Source organism: Nitrincola lacisaponensis, from assembly GCF_000691225.1.
Taxonomy (GTDB): domain Bacteria; phylum Pseudomonadota; class Gammaproteobacteria; order Pseudomonadales; family Balneatricaceae; genus Nitrincola; species Nitrincola lacisaponensis.
Genome location: NZ_JMSZ01000037.1, coordinates 20,635 through 35,467, shown reverse-complemented (window position 1 = coordinate 35,467; position 14,833 = coordinate 20,635). Strand labels below are relative to the sequence as shown.

The 14,833-nt window shown below is 52.3% G+C and carries 12 protein-coding genes; 4 read left to right on the top strand and 8 right to left on the bottom strand.

The features are described from left to right. From ADINL_RS13905 to ADINL_RS13895, 3 genes are all read left to right on the top strand, one after another. On the top strand, positions 1–1,212 hold a 1,212-nt coding region (locus ADINL_RS13905; RefSeq protein WP_036549383.1), incomplete at its 5' end, for a TonB-dependent receptor domain-containing protein. 90 nt (positions 1,213–1,302) lie between these two features. Beyond that, on the top strand, positions 1,303–2,043 hold the full coding sequence (locus tag ADINL_RS13900) for a Slam-dependent surface lipoprotein (RefSeq protein ID WP_036549357.1): 741 nt from the start codon (positions 1,303–1,305) through the stop codon (positions 2,041–2,043). Positions 2,044–2,123: 80 nt separating this feature from the next. Next, positions 2,124–3,611, top strand: a complete 1,488-nt coding sequence (locus tag ADINL_RS13895; protein ID WP_084154538.1) for a surface lipoprotein assembly modifier — start codon at positions 2,124–2,126, stop codon at positions 3,609–3,611. A gap of 2 nt (positions 3,612–3,613) precedes the next feature. Here ADINL_RS13895 and ADINL_RS13890 read toward each other — a convergent pair whose 3' ends face one another. The 8 genes from ADINL_RS13890 to ADINL_RS13855 all read right to left on the bottom strand — a co-directional run bounded on the left by ADINL_RS13890 (position 3,614) and on the right by ADINL_RS13855 (position 13,704). Next, positions 3,614–4,129 (bottom strand): sigma-70 family RNA polymerase sigma factor, encoded by a 516-nt coding sequence (locus ADINL_RS13890; RefSeq protein WP_036549354.1) that lies wholly within the window; start codon positions 4,127–4,129, stop codon positions 3,614–3,616. A 95-nt stretch (positions 4,130–4,224) separates the two neighbouring features. Beyond that, complete coding sequence (locus ADINL_RS13885) at positions 4,225–4,503, bottom strand: amphi-Trp domain-containing protein (protein ID WP_036549351.1); 279 nt, start codon at positions 4,501–4,503, stop codon at positions 4,225–4,227. A gap of 26 nt (positions 4,504–4,529) precedes the next feature. After that, positions 4,530–5,873: a metallophosphoesterase gene (locus ADINL_RS13880; RefSeq protein ID WP_051632848.1), complete on the bottom strand. Its 1,344-nt coding sequence runs from the start codon at positions 5,871–5,873 to the stop codon at positions 4,530–4,532. 4 nt (positions 5,874–5,877) lie between these two features. Next, positions 5,878–6,768: a GAK system ATP-grasp enzyme gene (locus ADINL_RS13875; RefSeq protein WP_036549349.1), complete on the bottom strand. Its 891-nt coding sequence runs from the start codon at positions 6,766–6,768 to the stop codon at positions 5,878–5,880. Continuing rightward, positions 6,761–8,383 carry a phosphotransferase gene (locus ADINL_RS13870; RefSeq protein WP_036549346.1) on the bottom strand — a complete coding sequence of 541 codons (1,623 nt, stop codon included), beginning with the start codon at positions 8,381–8,383 and terminating at the stop codon, positions 6,761–6,763. The genes ADINL_RS13875 and ADINL_RS13870 overlap by 8 nt, the downstream gene beginning before the upstream one ends. A gap of 107 nt (positions 8,384–8,490) precedes the next feature. Next, positions 8,491–9,669, bottom strand: coding sequence for a M24 family metallopeptidase (locus ADINL_RS13865; RefSeq protein ID WP_084154537.1), 1,179 nt, complete (start codon positions 9,667–9,669; stop codon positions 8,491–8,493). Between the two features lie 199 nt (positions 9,670–9,868). After that, positions 9,869–10,981, bottom strand: coding sequence for a cytochrome-c peroxidase (locus ADINL_RS13860; RefSeq protein ID WP_036549342.1), 1,113 nt, complete (start codon positions 10,979–10,981; stop codon positions 9,869–9,871). Positions 10,982–10,989: 8 nt separating this feature from the next. Next, entirely contained in the window at positions 10,990–13,704 is a 2,715-nt protein-coding gene (locus tag ADINL_RS13855; RefSeq protein ID WP_036549340.1) for a TonB-dependent receptor, read from the bottom strand. 408 nt (positions 13,705–14,112) lie between these two features. On the opposite strand from ADINL_RS13855, the gene ADINL_RS16590 reads away from it, so the two are divergent. After that, positions 14,113–14,781 carry a colicin Z C-terminal domain-related protein gene (locus ADINL_RS16590; RefSeq protein WP_204368257.1) on the top strand — a complete coding sequence of 223 codons (669 nt, stop codon included), beginning with the start codon at positions 14,113–14,115 and terminating at the stop codon, positions 14,779–14,781. Positions 14,782–14,833 lie beyond the last annotated feature (52 nt).

Genomic DNA, 14,833 nt, shown 5'->3' with positions numbered 1-14,833 from the left:
AATCAGTATTACAACGTGACCTACCGGACGGAGTATGTTTATTCTGACGAAGAGTTCAGCGCAATGGTTGCAGTTCGTTTAGCCCCAATAGATGCAGCATTTGCCAATGGCCAAATAACACAAGCACAGTATGATTTTCTTGTTTCAAGGGTTGTTGATGGTATACCAAGATCCGTCTGGGAAGACCATAATGGTGGTACCTGGCACCCAGATGCCGAGGGTAACTACAGCCGAGCCACACACCCCTGCTTTAATGGTGAAATTCAGGGCGATGATGTTGTCAGTTGCCAAGCTCTCTCTGTCAATGAACGTATGACCGCCGAAGCCCAAAAGCGCAAGGATCATGGTTGGGTACCGCATTTTGGTATTGGCTATCGCCTCACTGACACCAGCCGCATGTATCTGCGCTATACCGAAATGCTGCGTTACCCCAGCATGTTTGAAAGCACCATTGGTTTCTCTGCATCCCTGAACCCCTGGGGGGTGAAGCCCGAGCATGCGCGCAACTGGGAACTGGCCTATATCCAGGATTTAACCCCCTGGTTTCCCAAGGCAGAGTATGCCGATCTGAAACTGACCTACTACCACAATGATATCCGTGATGTGATTGAGCGGGATAATTATTTTAACTTCCGCAACATCGAACGTCAGCTTTTACGCGGTATCGAGCTGGACGGGCGTTATGACACTGGTGGTTTTTTCACCAGTCTGGGATTGAATTACAGCCTGGAGAACAAGGTTTGCGATGAGCATACGGCGGCTATTCTTTCTAATGGCAGGTGGAATATCCCGCATTACATACCTTCCTGCTTTAAATACGGCTATCCGAATGGCTACTTGCTGGCGCAGGCGGCACCGGACCTGTCGATCAACTGGACGCTGGGTGGCCGCTTTCTGAATCGTAAACTGGAATTGGGCAGTCGCTTTACTTGGCATAAGGCCTATAAAAACAGTGATCTGGAAAACTATACCCGTTATGCCGGACGGCTTGAGGATGGTAGCTACGGCTTTATCTATTTTGCCAATACACCCTTCAGTTGGGATGAAACCCTGTTGGTGGATGCCTATGCCCATTACAAGATCAACGACAACCTTTCTGTGGAGTTGGTGGGTACCAACCTGACTGATCTTTATTACGTGGATCCGACCACCCGCTCACCGGTAGCGGCCCCAGGTCGGACCCTGAAGCTGAGTTTGACGGGGCGTTTTTAACGGCCAGTTAACAGGGAGGATGGCTGGTAACAGCCATCAGCACACGGATGTGTTTCATGATGGAAAATCAATATATCAAGGAGCTATACCATGAAAAAACAAGTAATTGCATCTTCACTGCTGGTCGCAATGGCGGCATTTTCACTGGTCGGTCAAGCACAGGCGGCGGTTGTCGGTGGTTCCAGCAATACGAACCAGATTGTTGCCGGGGAATCTCAGGTTAATGGTGGGCCACATACGGCAGGTCTGGCTGGTATTGCAGCGGCTTCAATCAATATTAACCTGGCGGTCGATTTTGTGGGCTTGACTGGCTACTCCTCATTTGCCAATGACGTATATTCGCTGGGTGGCGGTGGCCATGGGGGTATGGGGGCGTTCAACTTTGCCCAGGTTGGCAGTGATGATGTTTGGTTTGGTGAGTGGTCTGAAAGTACCGACAACAGTACCCGTACTGTCTATTACTCTGGTGCTGATGCAGATACTTCTGTACCCAGCTCCGGCAGTGCAACTTACAACGTAGTTGGTATTAACAACTACGATGGCAATGTAAACAGCCTGCTGAATGGTACTCTTACCGCCAATTTTGGTACAAGCACTCTGACTGGAAGTATTTCCAACAGTAATGGATTAACCATCGATCTTGGTACAGCTAATATCAACACTGATGCGAGCATTTCTGGCGCTAATGCAACGGCAGTAGAGTTTGGAGTTACGATGGAGACCAACGGCGCTGTCTCCGGCCAATTCTACAATGGCCACTCCAGTCTGGCCGGCCTGGTTGATTTTGCCGGTACTCAGTATGACACAGCTTTCGGTGGTTCTCAGGACTGAGCTGATCTGACGCGCTCTAGTGTCCCTTGACCGGGTGGCGGACGCGCTGCCCGGTTTCTGCTTTTCTGGTGGAATCTTGCATGTTTAATCTACACATAACACGCTGGCAGGTGGGTGGTTTATGGACTGTCTTGTTGCTGTTGGCGATGCCTCTGGCTGCGCAGGATGCTGATGTGCAGCTGCGTTTGCAACAGAGTCTGGATCAGCAGGCTGAAACGCTGGAGCGGCGCTTACTGGCTGATGAAGACTATCAGCCTGCCGGGCAGCCACAGCTGATTATTGAAGGCCGCGCGTATCCTGTTGGGGATAATGTTGATGATCTCGGGCGAGCACTCTATGTGGCGCTACAGCAACGTCAGTGGTCTGCGGTGGTGTATTTTCTGCAGCGCTATGCCGCACTGGAGGATGCTGATCCGATGCTGTTGGCCTTCGCACAAGGCTCCCTGGCTCGGGTGCAGGGTGATTTACGCGGTGCCGAAGCATTTTTCCGACAATTGCTGCTTTTGCAACCGGGCTTCCTGCCAGGGCAGCTGGAGTTGGCGCGGGTGTTGTTCGAAAATCATAAGAACCCTGAAGCCTATCAATCATTTGAGCAGATTGCGGCACAGTTGGACCCGCTCGATGAGCGTCAGACGGGTGTACGCCGTACTGTACAGAATTTTTTGCAGGCGTTGGATCAGCGCCATGCCTGGCAAGGATCGGTGGCTTTTGGACCTATCTGGAATGACAACCTGAATCAGTCATCGGGTAGCCGTACCTGTCTGCTGGAGCTTAACGGTCAGTGTTATTACGAACGTAAAGTGCCGGATGCGCTGGCTGCGACCGGTGTGGATTATGAGTTTAGCCTGAATCGTCAGTTCAGCTTGTCAGGGCATCATGGCATGTATGTGCGTGCGCTCTGGTATGGGCAATCCTATGACGAAACGCGTGAGTATAATGAGAGTACGTTGAATCTGCAGTCAGGCTATCGTTATCAGGATCAGCGTCACCAGTTTCGACTGGCACCTGTCGTTGAATTGACCGCTCAGGGTGACAAAGTGCTGCATGATGCCTGGGGTGTGCATGCCGAATGGATGTATCACCTGAATCCCCGGCGTGTTTTTAAGCTGGAGGGTAGTTCACGGCAGTTGCGCTATCAGGATGACCGGTTTGATCGTTACAACGGCCCTTCTCATGCTGTACATGCGACGGTTTGGCAGGTGTTGCCCAATAACTGGACGGCATTTACCGGTCTGGACTGGCAGTACCGTGATGCGGAGGATGAAACCCTGGCGTATCAGCAACCGGGCTTGCGTCTGGGTATGGCTGGCGCTTTGAATCAGCATCTGCACACAACGTTATTGTTGTCGCATCGCGAGCGGCGGCATCAGGCATTTAGTGCTGTGCTGGGTGAAAGACGCAGTGATGATGAGCAGAGTGTAACACTGATACTGCGTGCACCAACATTGCAGGTTGCCGGTTTTGAACCCGTGCTAACGCTTCGCCACCGAAAAATTCGCAGCAATGTCGACTGGCTTTACAGCCATGACCGTAATCAGGTGAGCCTGAAGCTGGAACGACGCTTCTGACGCTAGTCGCCTGCCGGGTCCAGTGCCAGGCAGGCCTGTAAGGCCTTGACCATATACTTTTCGACAGATGAAACCGAGACACCCAGGCGTTCGGCAATGGCTTTGTAGCTCAGACCTTCGAGTTGGCGCAACAGCAGTGTCTGGCGCACTTTCTCCGGTAAGCGGTGCAACATGGCATCGATTTCGGTCAGTACCTGAATCATTTGCAACTGGTCTTCCGGGGATGAAGCCAGGTGTTCCGGCTGGTTTTTCAGGTAGGTCAGGTAGGCTTCTTCAATGCGTTGACGACGATAGAGGTCAATCACCAGCCCTTTGCTGACATGCGTCAGAAAGCGGCGTGCATCTTGCTGCTCTGGCAGTCGACCATTGGCCAGCAGGCGCAGGTAGGTGTCCTGAATCAGGTCTGCGGTGGTATGTGGACAGCCGATACGGCGTTGAATGAAACGTGACAGCCAGTCATGGTGGGCCACATAAAGCTCGCCAAGTACTTGGGTTTGCAGGGTTGAGTCGGCTGACATGAAACACACTCCTTGATAGCCTGATGGGCGTCTTTTATGCAAACGCCAATCATTATCATTTAAAGTGTAAGGAAGTGCAACCGCAATCTGACGGGTCAGCTACCGGATATTTTCAGTGGAGGGGTGTTCTCTGCATTCTTTTTCGTACATTGGTCACGCCAGCTGATTTTGATACACAAACGATTCAATCCTGACTCTTTGCTGGCAAGCAGGTCCAGGTTGAGCAGTCCTTCAGGTTTCAACTTGATTTTACCGCTGCCATCATCAAGTTTGATTGAGCCCTTTTCGAAGCCTTCAATCAGGGCACTGAGAATTCCACTGATCTGATCAGGTTCTTGTAACGATTCGTGATGGAAAGATCGCTTTTTACTCATATCCGGCCTCGTGTTGTGGCGTCAGTTTACAATCGGGTTGCCACGCTCTGCAGGTGCTGCGGCGTAAAGTATTTGGCTGCCGTATAGTCACTGCTGATGCCTACAACCCAGCCTTGCGGATAGAACAGGGTTGCAGCGGCCCCCTGGCCCACCAAGCCTTCTTGCCAGCGCGAAACCTGGTTCAAAGTGGCATCACATTCAAAATGTATCATATTCGCGCGAAAAGTGATGCGTTGTCCATGATGCAAGTTGCGATGTCCGTGTACCAGTGCATGGATGCCGGCCTGATGCAGATGTACTCGACTGTCGGGTGTTAGTGGCGGGTCCTGACGGCGATACTTGGTGCGCAGCATATTGCCCAGCGGACCAAAATAGAGCGGGAAGGCTTCGTCTTGACGTGCAGCCTGGAAGGCTGTGTTGAGTTGATCTGTCCCTTCCTGAACCAGGCGCTGTGCCATCTGATCATCACAGCCAGCATGCACAAACAGGAAGCTGCCGCGTTGGCAGAGCAGTTGCTGGCGTTGAATAAACCAGCGAAATTCGCCCTCTGGCTGAAGAAAAAGCTGCTGCCAGCGTTGCAGAGCGGCATAGACCTGTTGCAGGGTGAGGCTGGCATCCTCGGCGGCTTTGAAAAAACGCTGTTTGCGTGCATCCAGGCGTTGCAGTTCCAGTTCAATCTGGGCGGCAGTGAGATGGCTGGTTGCGGCTTCACGAAACCGGGCCGGCCAGTGTGCTGACGGCAGTAATCGTTCACGGCATTGAGACTCTGATGGCAGATTGTTCAGCTCTTGTGTTGTCAGTGGGTACTCACTCAGAAGTTCCACGCAGAAGGGCATGATTTTACTGCCCAGACGTAACAGAAAGTGACCATTACGTGCACAATCAGGACGCTCCAGTGTTTGTATTGCCAGTTGCAGCCGCAGATCATGGTTACCACTGAGCAGCGTCAGGGGAATATGCCAAGTCTCAATCAACTGATGGATCAGGCGTAACAACGGCAGGTTGGCAGGGCCTTTGTCCAGACAGTCACCACCAATAATGATTTCAAAGTCAGGTGCGGTGTCGACCGGTCTGAGATTTTCCGGCTCCGGCCCCTGCCGGGCGAACAGTCCGGTTGCGACCAGTGACGCTGACAGTGCTTCGGCGTCGGCGTGCAGATCGGTGATAAAAACCACCAGCCGCTCCGGCCACTGCCAGAGATCGGGATCAGCCAATTGACTAAGCTCGCTGGCGAGCGCTGGATCTGCTTCACCGTCCAGGCGCCAGCCATGGGGGTGATGGTCCAGCCAGAGACAGGTTTGCTCAGGCAACTGTGCGCTGAGCCATTCGCGTCCCCGATAGTCGGGTAAAGGGGGCGGGGTGGCTGACATCCGGTTAGTGCCTCAGCTCTGCCAGTGCATAGTCGGCCAGCCGGGCAGCCAGATCAATGCCGCTGCCGGTATGCGCACCTTTGAACCCGCCCAGTGCCGAGACTTCAAATACCACGGGGCCGGTGTCACTGAGTGCTACGTCTACAGTGGCGTAGTCGAGTCCGAAAGCGGCTTGTGCACGCTGGGCGATGTCCAGGGTTGCTGCATCCGGTTCACAAGGTGCGTAACGCCCGCCACTGTGAATGGTGGTGTTCCAGGATTTTTTGCCTGCGATTCGGGCATAGGCCCCTTGGTAGACACCCTGAATAAATACCAGTCCCATATCGGCTCCCTGCAGATCGATACGCTGTTGCAGATAGAGCAACGGGTGGCGGGTTTTATAGCGTACCAGTTCAGTTTCCAGTACTTTGTTGCCCTGATCGGCATGCAGGATTTGCATGCCACGGGCTTTGGTCGAAAACAATGGCTTCAGCACGGCGGATCCCCATTGCTGTATCTGCGCAATCGCGGTGTCGATAGACTCAGTGACCAGTGTCGGGGGCATGGGTATCTGATGATTATGCAGTGTCACAGTACAGGCCAGTCGATCCAGCAAGCGGATCAGTTGAGTGGCCGGGCTGAAAACACGCACGCCTGCCTGTTCGGCGACACGTAACATCTCCAGTCTCTCAATACTGACCGGACTATAGTCAGTACCCACTTTGCGCACAATGATACCGTCCAGCTCACAGAGGTTGTGCCCGTCAAACCAGAGTTTTCCACAGCTCAGATCCAGTGCTGTATGCGACAAGTCAGCAACCAGCCGAAAACCGGTGCGTTGCTCCAGTGCATCCGCGAGCACTTCTGTGGACCACTTACCGGGATTGCCAATAACGGCGATACGCGGCTCAGACATTCAGTATTTCCTTGAGGGGCAATGGATAGTCTTTGCTATCCTGATGTTTAATCAAGTGTTCCAGCAGATAAAAACCACGCTCAAACAGGGATTTGGCGTGACTTTCATCCAGAATAAAGCGTGTCGACGTGATCAGGCTGCGTGCTAAACCCAGGGTCATGCGCTGATTGAAGTACAGGTCCTTGTGTTGAGCGGCGAACTCGGCTGTTGTGTCGTAGAGCTGCGTAGACAGGGTGGCGATCATTTGCCGGGAATCCTGATCGAACAACGGAAGGCGCAGGCCGGAGACAATGAAGACCGAGACATCCTGCACATAGTCCATATAGCCGGAGCGGTGCAGATCTATAAAGCGCAGCTGATGTTTTTCCCTTTCATAGAGGATGTTGTCGAGATTAAAGTCACCATGAATATAAACGGCAAAGGGTGCTGTCAGTCGTTCATCCAGAGCCTCAGCCTGATTCAGAAGCTGATGCAAGGCCGGACGCTTGATCTCGCCAATCTGGGTGTTGGTAGCATCAAATCCGGGATGGATGTTCAGGACTGCTGGCAGGCGCTTGCGCAGTTGTTGAATATAATGCGCTGAGACTTTCTGTTTGCGACGCGTCGAGTGCCAGATGGTGGGCAGCATTTCACACATCAGCGCGATTGCCTGTTCCAGAGGCTGCTGGTCCTGAGCCAGAATGAGCTGTTCCAGGGTTTTGCCAGGCAAGTGCTCAATAATCAGCGCTCCCGAGCTGCCTTTATGGTGCTGTGACAGAATTTGTGGCGCGATACCGGGAATGATTTCGTTCCAGCGCTCCAGCCCCCGTCGCTCTTCCTGTACCTTACGGATCGCACCTTCTTTCAGCACCCCGATAAACTGATCATCATCCTGGGAGATGGCTGAAATGGCACTGCCGGAACGGGTTTCGGCAATGGTTTCCAGGGTCAGATTATCCCATTCACCATGCCCCATGCTGGATACCATGGCTTGCAGGGACAGGAATTGTTTCATGTTCATGGGCTGACCGAGCAGTACGGCCAGTAATGATTCACTGATGTTTAGCAGGGCTGAGCCCATGTCGAGAAGGTGTCGTGCCAGAAACAGGCTGCTGATCAGGGCTTCAGTTTGCTTGTGTTGCTTCAGTGCCTGAAGATGAGATGCACGGGTTTTTTTGTAAAAACGTGCCAGCTTGCGTTGTACCCGGCCTATTTCCAATGCTTTATGGGTATCGTTGGAGGCCAGTATGCCCTCAATCAGATGCAGTGCCTTGTCAATCTGGCGCAAGCGCTTGTCATAGCGGTGCTGCTGCAGCATCTTGCGATGCTTCAGGTGCTGCAGTTCGCGTGCGGCATCACGGCAGAGGCTGGTGATGCGCTCCAGCTCGTCGGCCATGTCACCGGCAGCCTTGAGCGATTGTGCATCAAAGCGCTCGGTGTCGCTGAAGGCTTTCAGGCAGCGAATATGGGTGCGCTGTTTGAGGTTATAGCTGTGTCCGCTGCGCTCGGTAATGGCGCGCGTCAGGGTGGCCGAGGGTGAATCCAGTAGCAGAATCAGATTCTGGAGTTGGGTTCGCACCTCTGCCAGCAGGAAGACTAGCTGCTGTTTGACCTCGTTGGGTAACGCCAGATGCATCTGATCGCTCGATTCCAGATTGACAAAGATTCAGGCTAATCATAGCTGATCAGGTGTCAGGCTTGCCACCTTGGCGGGACGACAGGATTTCCCAAGGTGGCACGAGGTTACTTGACGAAGAGTTGGCGTGGAAAGTTACACAGTGTTTCGACACCGCTGTCGGTAATCAGAATACTTTCGGTAATTTCGATCCCCCAGTCTTCTTGCCAGATACCCGGCATAAAATGGAAGGTCATGCCGGGTTTTAGCTCGGTTTCATCCGATGCACGCAGGCTGGAGGTTCGCTCACCCCAGTCCGGCGGGTAACTGACACCCACCGGGTAGCCGCAGCGGGCACCCTGTCGGTCAATGCCATACTTCTCCATGACCTTGTCCAGTGCACGGGCAATATCACCGGTGCGGTTACCGGGTTTGGCCTGTTCCAGACCTGCATCGATGGCTTCCAGCAAGGCTTTTTCAGCATTCAGAAAACGCTGGCTGGGTTTGCCCATATACAGGGTACGGGACATGGGGGCGTGATAGCGTTTATAGCAGCCGGAAATTTCGAAAAAAGTGCCTTCATTGGCCTTAAAGGGACGCTCATCCCAGGTGATGTGCGACGCGGATGCTTCTTTGCCGGAGGGCAGCAGGGGGACAATCGAAGGGTAGTCGCCACTGTAGCCGTCCACGCCCGCAATAGCGGTCTCGTAGATTTGAGACACCACAAAACTTTTGGGGACACCTACCCGTGCGACATCGAGAATACGCTGATGGATCTTGGAGGTGATCCGCCCGGCAATGCGCATGAACTCGATTTCCTTGGCCGATTTGATCGCCCGGCACCAGTTCACCAGATTGTGGCTGTCGACAAAGCGGGCTTCGGGCAGGGCGAGCCGCAGTGAGCGATGGGCGTCTGCTGTGTAATAGTAGTTGTCCATTTCGGTGGCAATGGTGGCACCACGCCAGCCTTTTTCGATAAAGATATTCTCTGCGATCCAGGTCATCGGGTGCTTTTCCAGATTCTGCACATACTCTTCCGGGTAGCTGATCAGATTCTGTTTTTTCATGAAGCAGCGCAGCAGTGCCGCATTCTCGTCCATGCGCCGTCCGAACCAGATTGGTTCTTCATGATCGACATGTACGATAACGCCTTGATGGACATAAAAGGACCAGCCGTCATAACCGGTCAGCCAGTTCATGTTGCCAGGATCAGTCGCAATCAGAATATCGACTTTGCGCAGACGCATCTCTCGGCGGACCTTATTGACCCGCTGGAGGTATTCTTTTTTGGTAAAGGCCAGTTTCACCCGGTCACCTCCTGTCACGTGCTCGATTGGATGGCTTGATGACGGCACGGATGCCGTTATATCGCAGGGGGGCTTTACTCCTGTTAATTTTTATTTCCTGAAACTACCAAGCATAAGCACCAATGTCGAGCAGTTCAAATGACGGCCTGCTGAATTTACGATTAAATCAGGTTTGGATGGCGACACTCTCTGCTTTGGATCAGGGCAGCTCGGCGGGTGGTCGCATGTAAGGCATGAGCCCGGTTAGTGAAAGCAGAAAGGCATGCAGATCGTCCAACTCATCAGGTGAGAGTTCCAGTGGCTGGATCAGTGGCGACAACTGTGCCAGTGGCAGATCGGGATCTTTATCGGGTAGCGGGGCATTCTGCCACCAGCCGATATTGTATAACGATAGCAGTAGTTCCAGATCAGCAGCAAAACCATTGTGCATGTAGGGTGCGGTGGCGCTGATACCTCGCAATGGCGGGGTACGAAAGGCTCCCATATCGTCGGATTTCTGGCTCACCCGATAGCGCCCCTGAAAGTTGCCAACCTGCTCAAATGATGTGCCTAAATGGTGGTACTGCTGATCACTCAGCAGTGCACCCTGGTGACAGTTCATGCAGCGGGCTTTGGTACGAAACAGGTGTAGCCCACGTATCTGGGCATCATTCAGTGCGTCATAGTCTCCCTGGAGAAAGCGGTCATAGGGTGTCCGGGTCATATTCACGCTGCGCATAAAGGTGGCAATCGCTTCAGCGATGCGATCGGCATTGATCTCTGTGTCACCGTATGCGGCTTCAAACAGGGGTGCATAGCCGGAAATGGATGCAATCTGCTGTACCGATTCATCCAGATCTCCTGCCATCTCAATAGGGTTTGTCCAGCTGGCAATGACCTGCTCCTCCAGGCTGGCGGCACGACCGTCCCAGAACACCTCATGCAGAAAAATGCTGTTGACGATGCTGGGGGCATTCATGTCGCCCTTCTGACGGTTATGGCCGATGGACACGCGTCGTCCATCGGCCCACCCCAGTTCTGGATCATGGCAGGAGGCACAGGCGATCTGGTGTGAAGCAGATAAACGCCGTTCAAAGAAAAGTTGCAGCCCCAGTCGAATGCGTTCGGCTGTGACATCTTGCCAGGCCGGCAAACTGCTTGGATCTGGCAGCGGCGCCAGTGCCGCTGCCTCAATACCCGGATCTGTTTCTGCGGCTGGCCAGGCATGTTGTGGTTGCCGGTACGCAGCAACAAGTGGATCACTGTCAGCTGAGCTGACGCCAAGTGACAGCAGTGTCCCGATGCAGATGAATGTGAGCCGTTGCAGCAACATTTCCCCTCCTAGAATCTGTAACCCAGCTCCAGCCAGTACTGGCGACCGACACCAAACAGCTGCAAGTTGGATTCGGCACTGATCACGTTCTCGTTATCGGTCACATTGACGATATCCAGACGCAGGTAGGGGGAGTTCCTGGATTCCAGCAGACGGAAATCGATACTCATGTCCCAGCGCAGCGTGCTGCCCTGTTTATGCACTTCGTATTGTCTCAAGCCAGTATCGGTATCTATGCCGATATTTCGCAGTGAGCGATAGCCATTGGTAAAGGCAAACGCATTGCGTAACTGAAGGCGGTCATCACCACTGCGGGTGATCAAATCCACATTGATACTGACAGGGGTAGCAAAATCATTGGCTGGCAGGTCGCGTTTGAGAATGCGCTTACCTTCAAACCAGACCTCGTCATCCGCACTGTTGCTGTTGGACAGATAGCCAGACGAGCTGTTGCCATAGGTGGTATCTGTTTGCTTGTCCATCCAGGACGCGGAGGTGTTGATGGCCCAGTAGGCACCCAGCCATTCAGCCGGGGTTGAGCGCCAGTAGAGGTCGACCTGATGGGTACGGCTGGAACCTGAGTTGTCAAACCAGTACATGTCAGTATCTGCATTATAACGGGTCCGTACCTGGCGCTCGCCCTTTCGTTCCACCAGCATCAGTCCGGCTTCACCTGACATCAGGGGGCCACTGATACCCAGATTCAGTTCATCATCATAAGGGGTGTCAAGATCCTGATAGAACCAGTCGCGACTCACATCAACGGACTGATATTCGGCAGTGGGTGACGTGCGTGAGCGTATCACAATCAGATCGCGTTCCAGCTCTCTGAGACGATAGGCCAGAAAGGATTTGCCGTAATAGCGGTTGGCACCAGCGGTAATACGGTAACGCTTGGCTGCATCCAGATAGATACCGGCACTTAAACGCGGTGCCAGATTGGTATTACCCAGCCAGTCATCACGCTCCAGACGCAGGCCTGTGCGCCAGAAAAAGCGCTGGTGATCGCCATTCAGTTCAGTAAACGCGGCGGCATTGAGGGTGTTAAACTTGATTTCTCCCGCCTGGTAGATCACTTCCCGTGCATGGTATTGATCCGCGGGCGACCAGGATCCCAGTCCACTTTGTGGCGGCAGAGGTTGCGTGAAGTCAAGCGTATATTCGTTGTAGGTAAAATCATTGAGGCGATTTTGACGGAAGTTGAGCCAGCGCAGTTCACCGCCATAATCAAAGGTGAGTGTGTCGTTCAGCGGGGTACTGAGTTTTAGGGTGGATGCCAGCGTACGCTGTTCGCTTTCCAGATCGCCATAGCCACCGATGAAACCGCCCTGATAGATGGTGGTGTATCGGTACTGATCCAGCACATCATGTTTAAAGTAACGCTCATCTGAGCTGATACCGGCGCTGACATTCAGGTCAAGTCGCGTATCGCCGAAGTGCTGGCCGTAATTGACGCTCAGATTCAACCCCTGGTGCCGACTGTCGAAGTCTGAATCCAGGAAGTTAATAAAGAAGGTATCCTGGTCATATTCACTGAAGGAGAGAGAAGCATTGAGCAGGTAATCCTGCTCCAGCATATCCAGGCGCAGTACGCCCGAGCGGGAGTAGGTATCCAGTGAACGTTCTTCACTGGGTTTGAAAATACGACCTGTCTGGGCAAAATGTTCGAAATCTATATCCACCACCTGTTTTTGCCAGATGCGTGAAGTTTGTTCATCCAGCCCGGCAAAAATGCCGATATCCCCGATGCGCGTGGCACCCTGAAGGCTCATCTGATCCTTGCGGAAGTTGGGCTGAAAGTCACCTGGGACACCCGTAACTGCCTGGGCAGCACCATCACCAAACTCACCCAGTTGTGCCGGATCGATATGAAAGTTGGTCCAGCTGTCACGGGTACGCCGGTGGCTAATCTGGAAGAAGCTCTCGCCGTCATAGGACTTGGTTTCAGCCTTGATCACTCCGCCGCTGAAGCCACCTTCACTGGCCGAGGCGTTGACATCAATGACTTCGACCTGGCTGAGAAAGTCGGTATTGAGAAAAATACCCTGTGAATGTCCGGCGACACTGGTGTAGTTACTGGGGTTTTCACGCTGTGCCGGGTCCATCAGATTGTCGATAGACGCACCGTCCAGCATCAGCTTGTTCTGATACGGGGCAGCACCACGAATGGAAAGCTCCGCTGGTTTGATATCACCCTGTTGCAGGCTGGAGCTGCTCTTGTCAGCCACTCGGACCGACGGAATAATGCTCAGGGTTTCGGCCAGATCACCCCGCACCGCGTTACGCATTTCGCCGCTTTCAATGGCAGCATAACCATAACCGGCAGCGGCTCCTTCAACCTGCATCAGTGGCAGGGCGGTGGCCTGATCATCATTGTCACTGGCTTGACTGCGAATCAGAAAACCACCATTGGCCAGATGTTCGACTTGCAGTCCGGTACCAGACAGTAACTGGCTGAGCCCTTGCATCACGGTGTATTGGCCTGACAGCCCCTGGCTGGAAAGCCCGTCCACCAGATCTGGTGAGTAGGACAACAATATGCCGGTTTGCTGTCCGAGCGCGTTGAGTGCCTGACTCAGCTCACCCGCTGCAATATTCAGCTGAAGCGGGGTGCTGACAGGATTGACGGATTCCGCCAGTGCGTGGAAGGTAGTGCAGAGTCCCAGTGTGCTGATCAGCAACAATCCGGGTAAAGGCTTTAACCTGCTAGGGTTGAGTGACATAAATACATCCTCAATAAAACGTCATTTACCTACCTTGACGGTTAAGAATGAAAATCAGTCCAGTTTTTTTGTTGTTTTCGATGAAAGTGGGGAGAAGACTAGCAAGTGCTTGTTATGACCTCAGCTATCGCTGGATGGCTCCAATCTCACATCTGGTGTGCTAAATGGTCTGGATCCACACTTAGCTCTAGGATTAATTCGCATAAAAAGTCAATATTCCTATTCATTCTATACTATTGAGAATAGTTAGCATTAGCCTTTGCATTTCTGTGTTTTTCTGCTAGCATCGGAGTCCTTAGTCAGGCTGTCTTTGGTGTGGATCAATTACCCCACATATTCATCGCTTTCTGATTATGTTCTGAGCGGTGTTTCTAATGTTTGTATGAAATTAAATAAAAGGAATTAAATATGAATACTAATTTGATTAAATTTATTAGTGACGAACACGGGGAGTTTACTCTAGACTCTAAGTGCGTGCGTAATATTTCTCTAGAATCAGACAAAGATGGCATTTTATCTATCATTTTTAATATTGAAGATAGTAATGCTTGCGCAAAAGAGCTATACGAAAAGATTCTCTCAAACGAAGGTTATAATTTATCCATACTCTATGGTGAAAATATAATAGTGCCTCCCACTCTATTATCCAACGAAATTGATCCTACTGCTGGACTCCAAATAAATTTCAAAGATCCAAAACTTGCATCTGAGATTTATAATACTCTGAGCGAAAGCGCCTTATCGAAAGGAAGTTCTGCACCTGTGGTGCAATCATACTTTATCCAATATGCATGGGCTCCTCCTCTTGTGTGGGGGCCTTGGGTCGAAGTGGCTTCAATTATCGGTAGTCGAGCTTACGCTGTGACATATTTCAATGAATCACAAACTCAGTCAACTTTTGATGTTGAAATTGAATATGCAACAGCAGCTGGTATGGAATTTTATCATGGAATAGGACCTGGCACTGCACTGATTTTGACTCTCGATGAGGCTGCTGGAACCGACAGGGCAAGGTTTCGTAGTCACTCAGTAGGGATGCTTATTCGTGTTATGAGCCCAGGTCCAAGCTGGCGTTAGTTGCAGTTTTATCCACTTTCATTTGCCGAATAAGTAATCGACATGTAGGCCA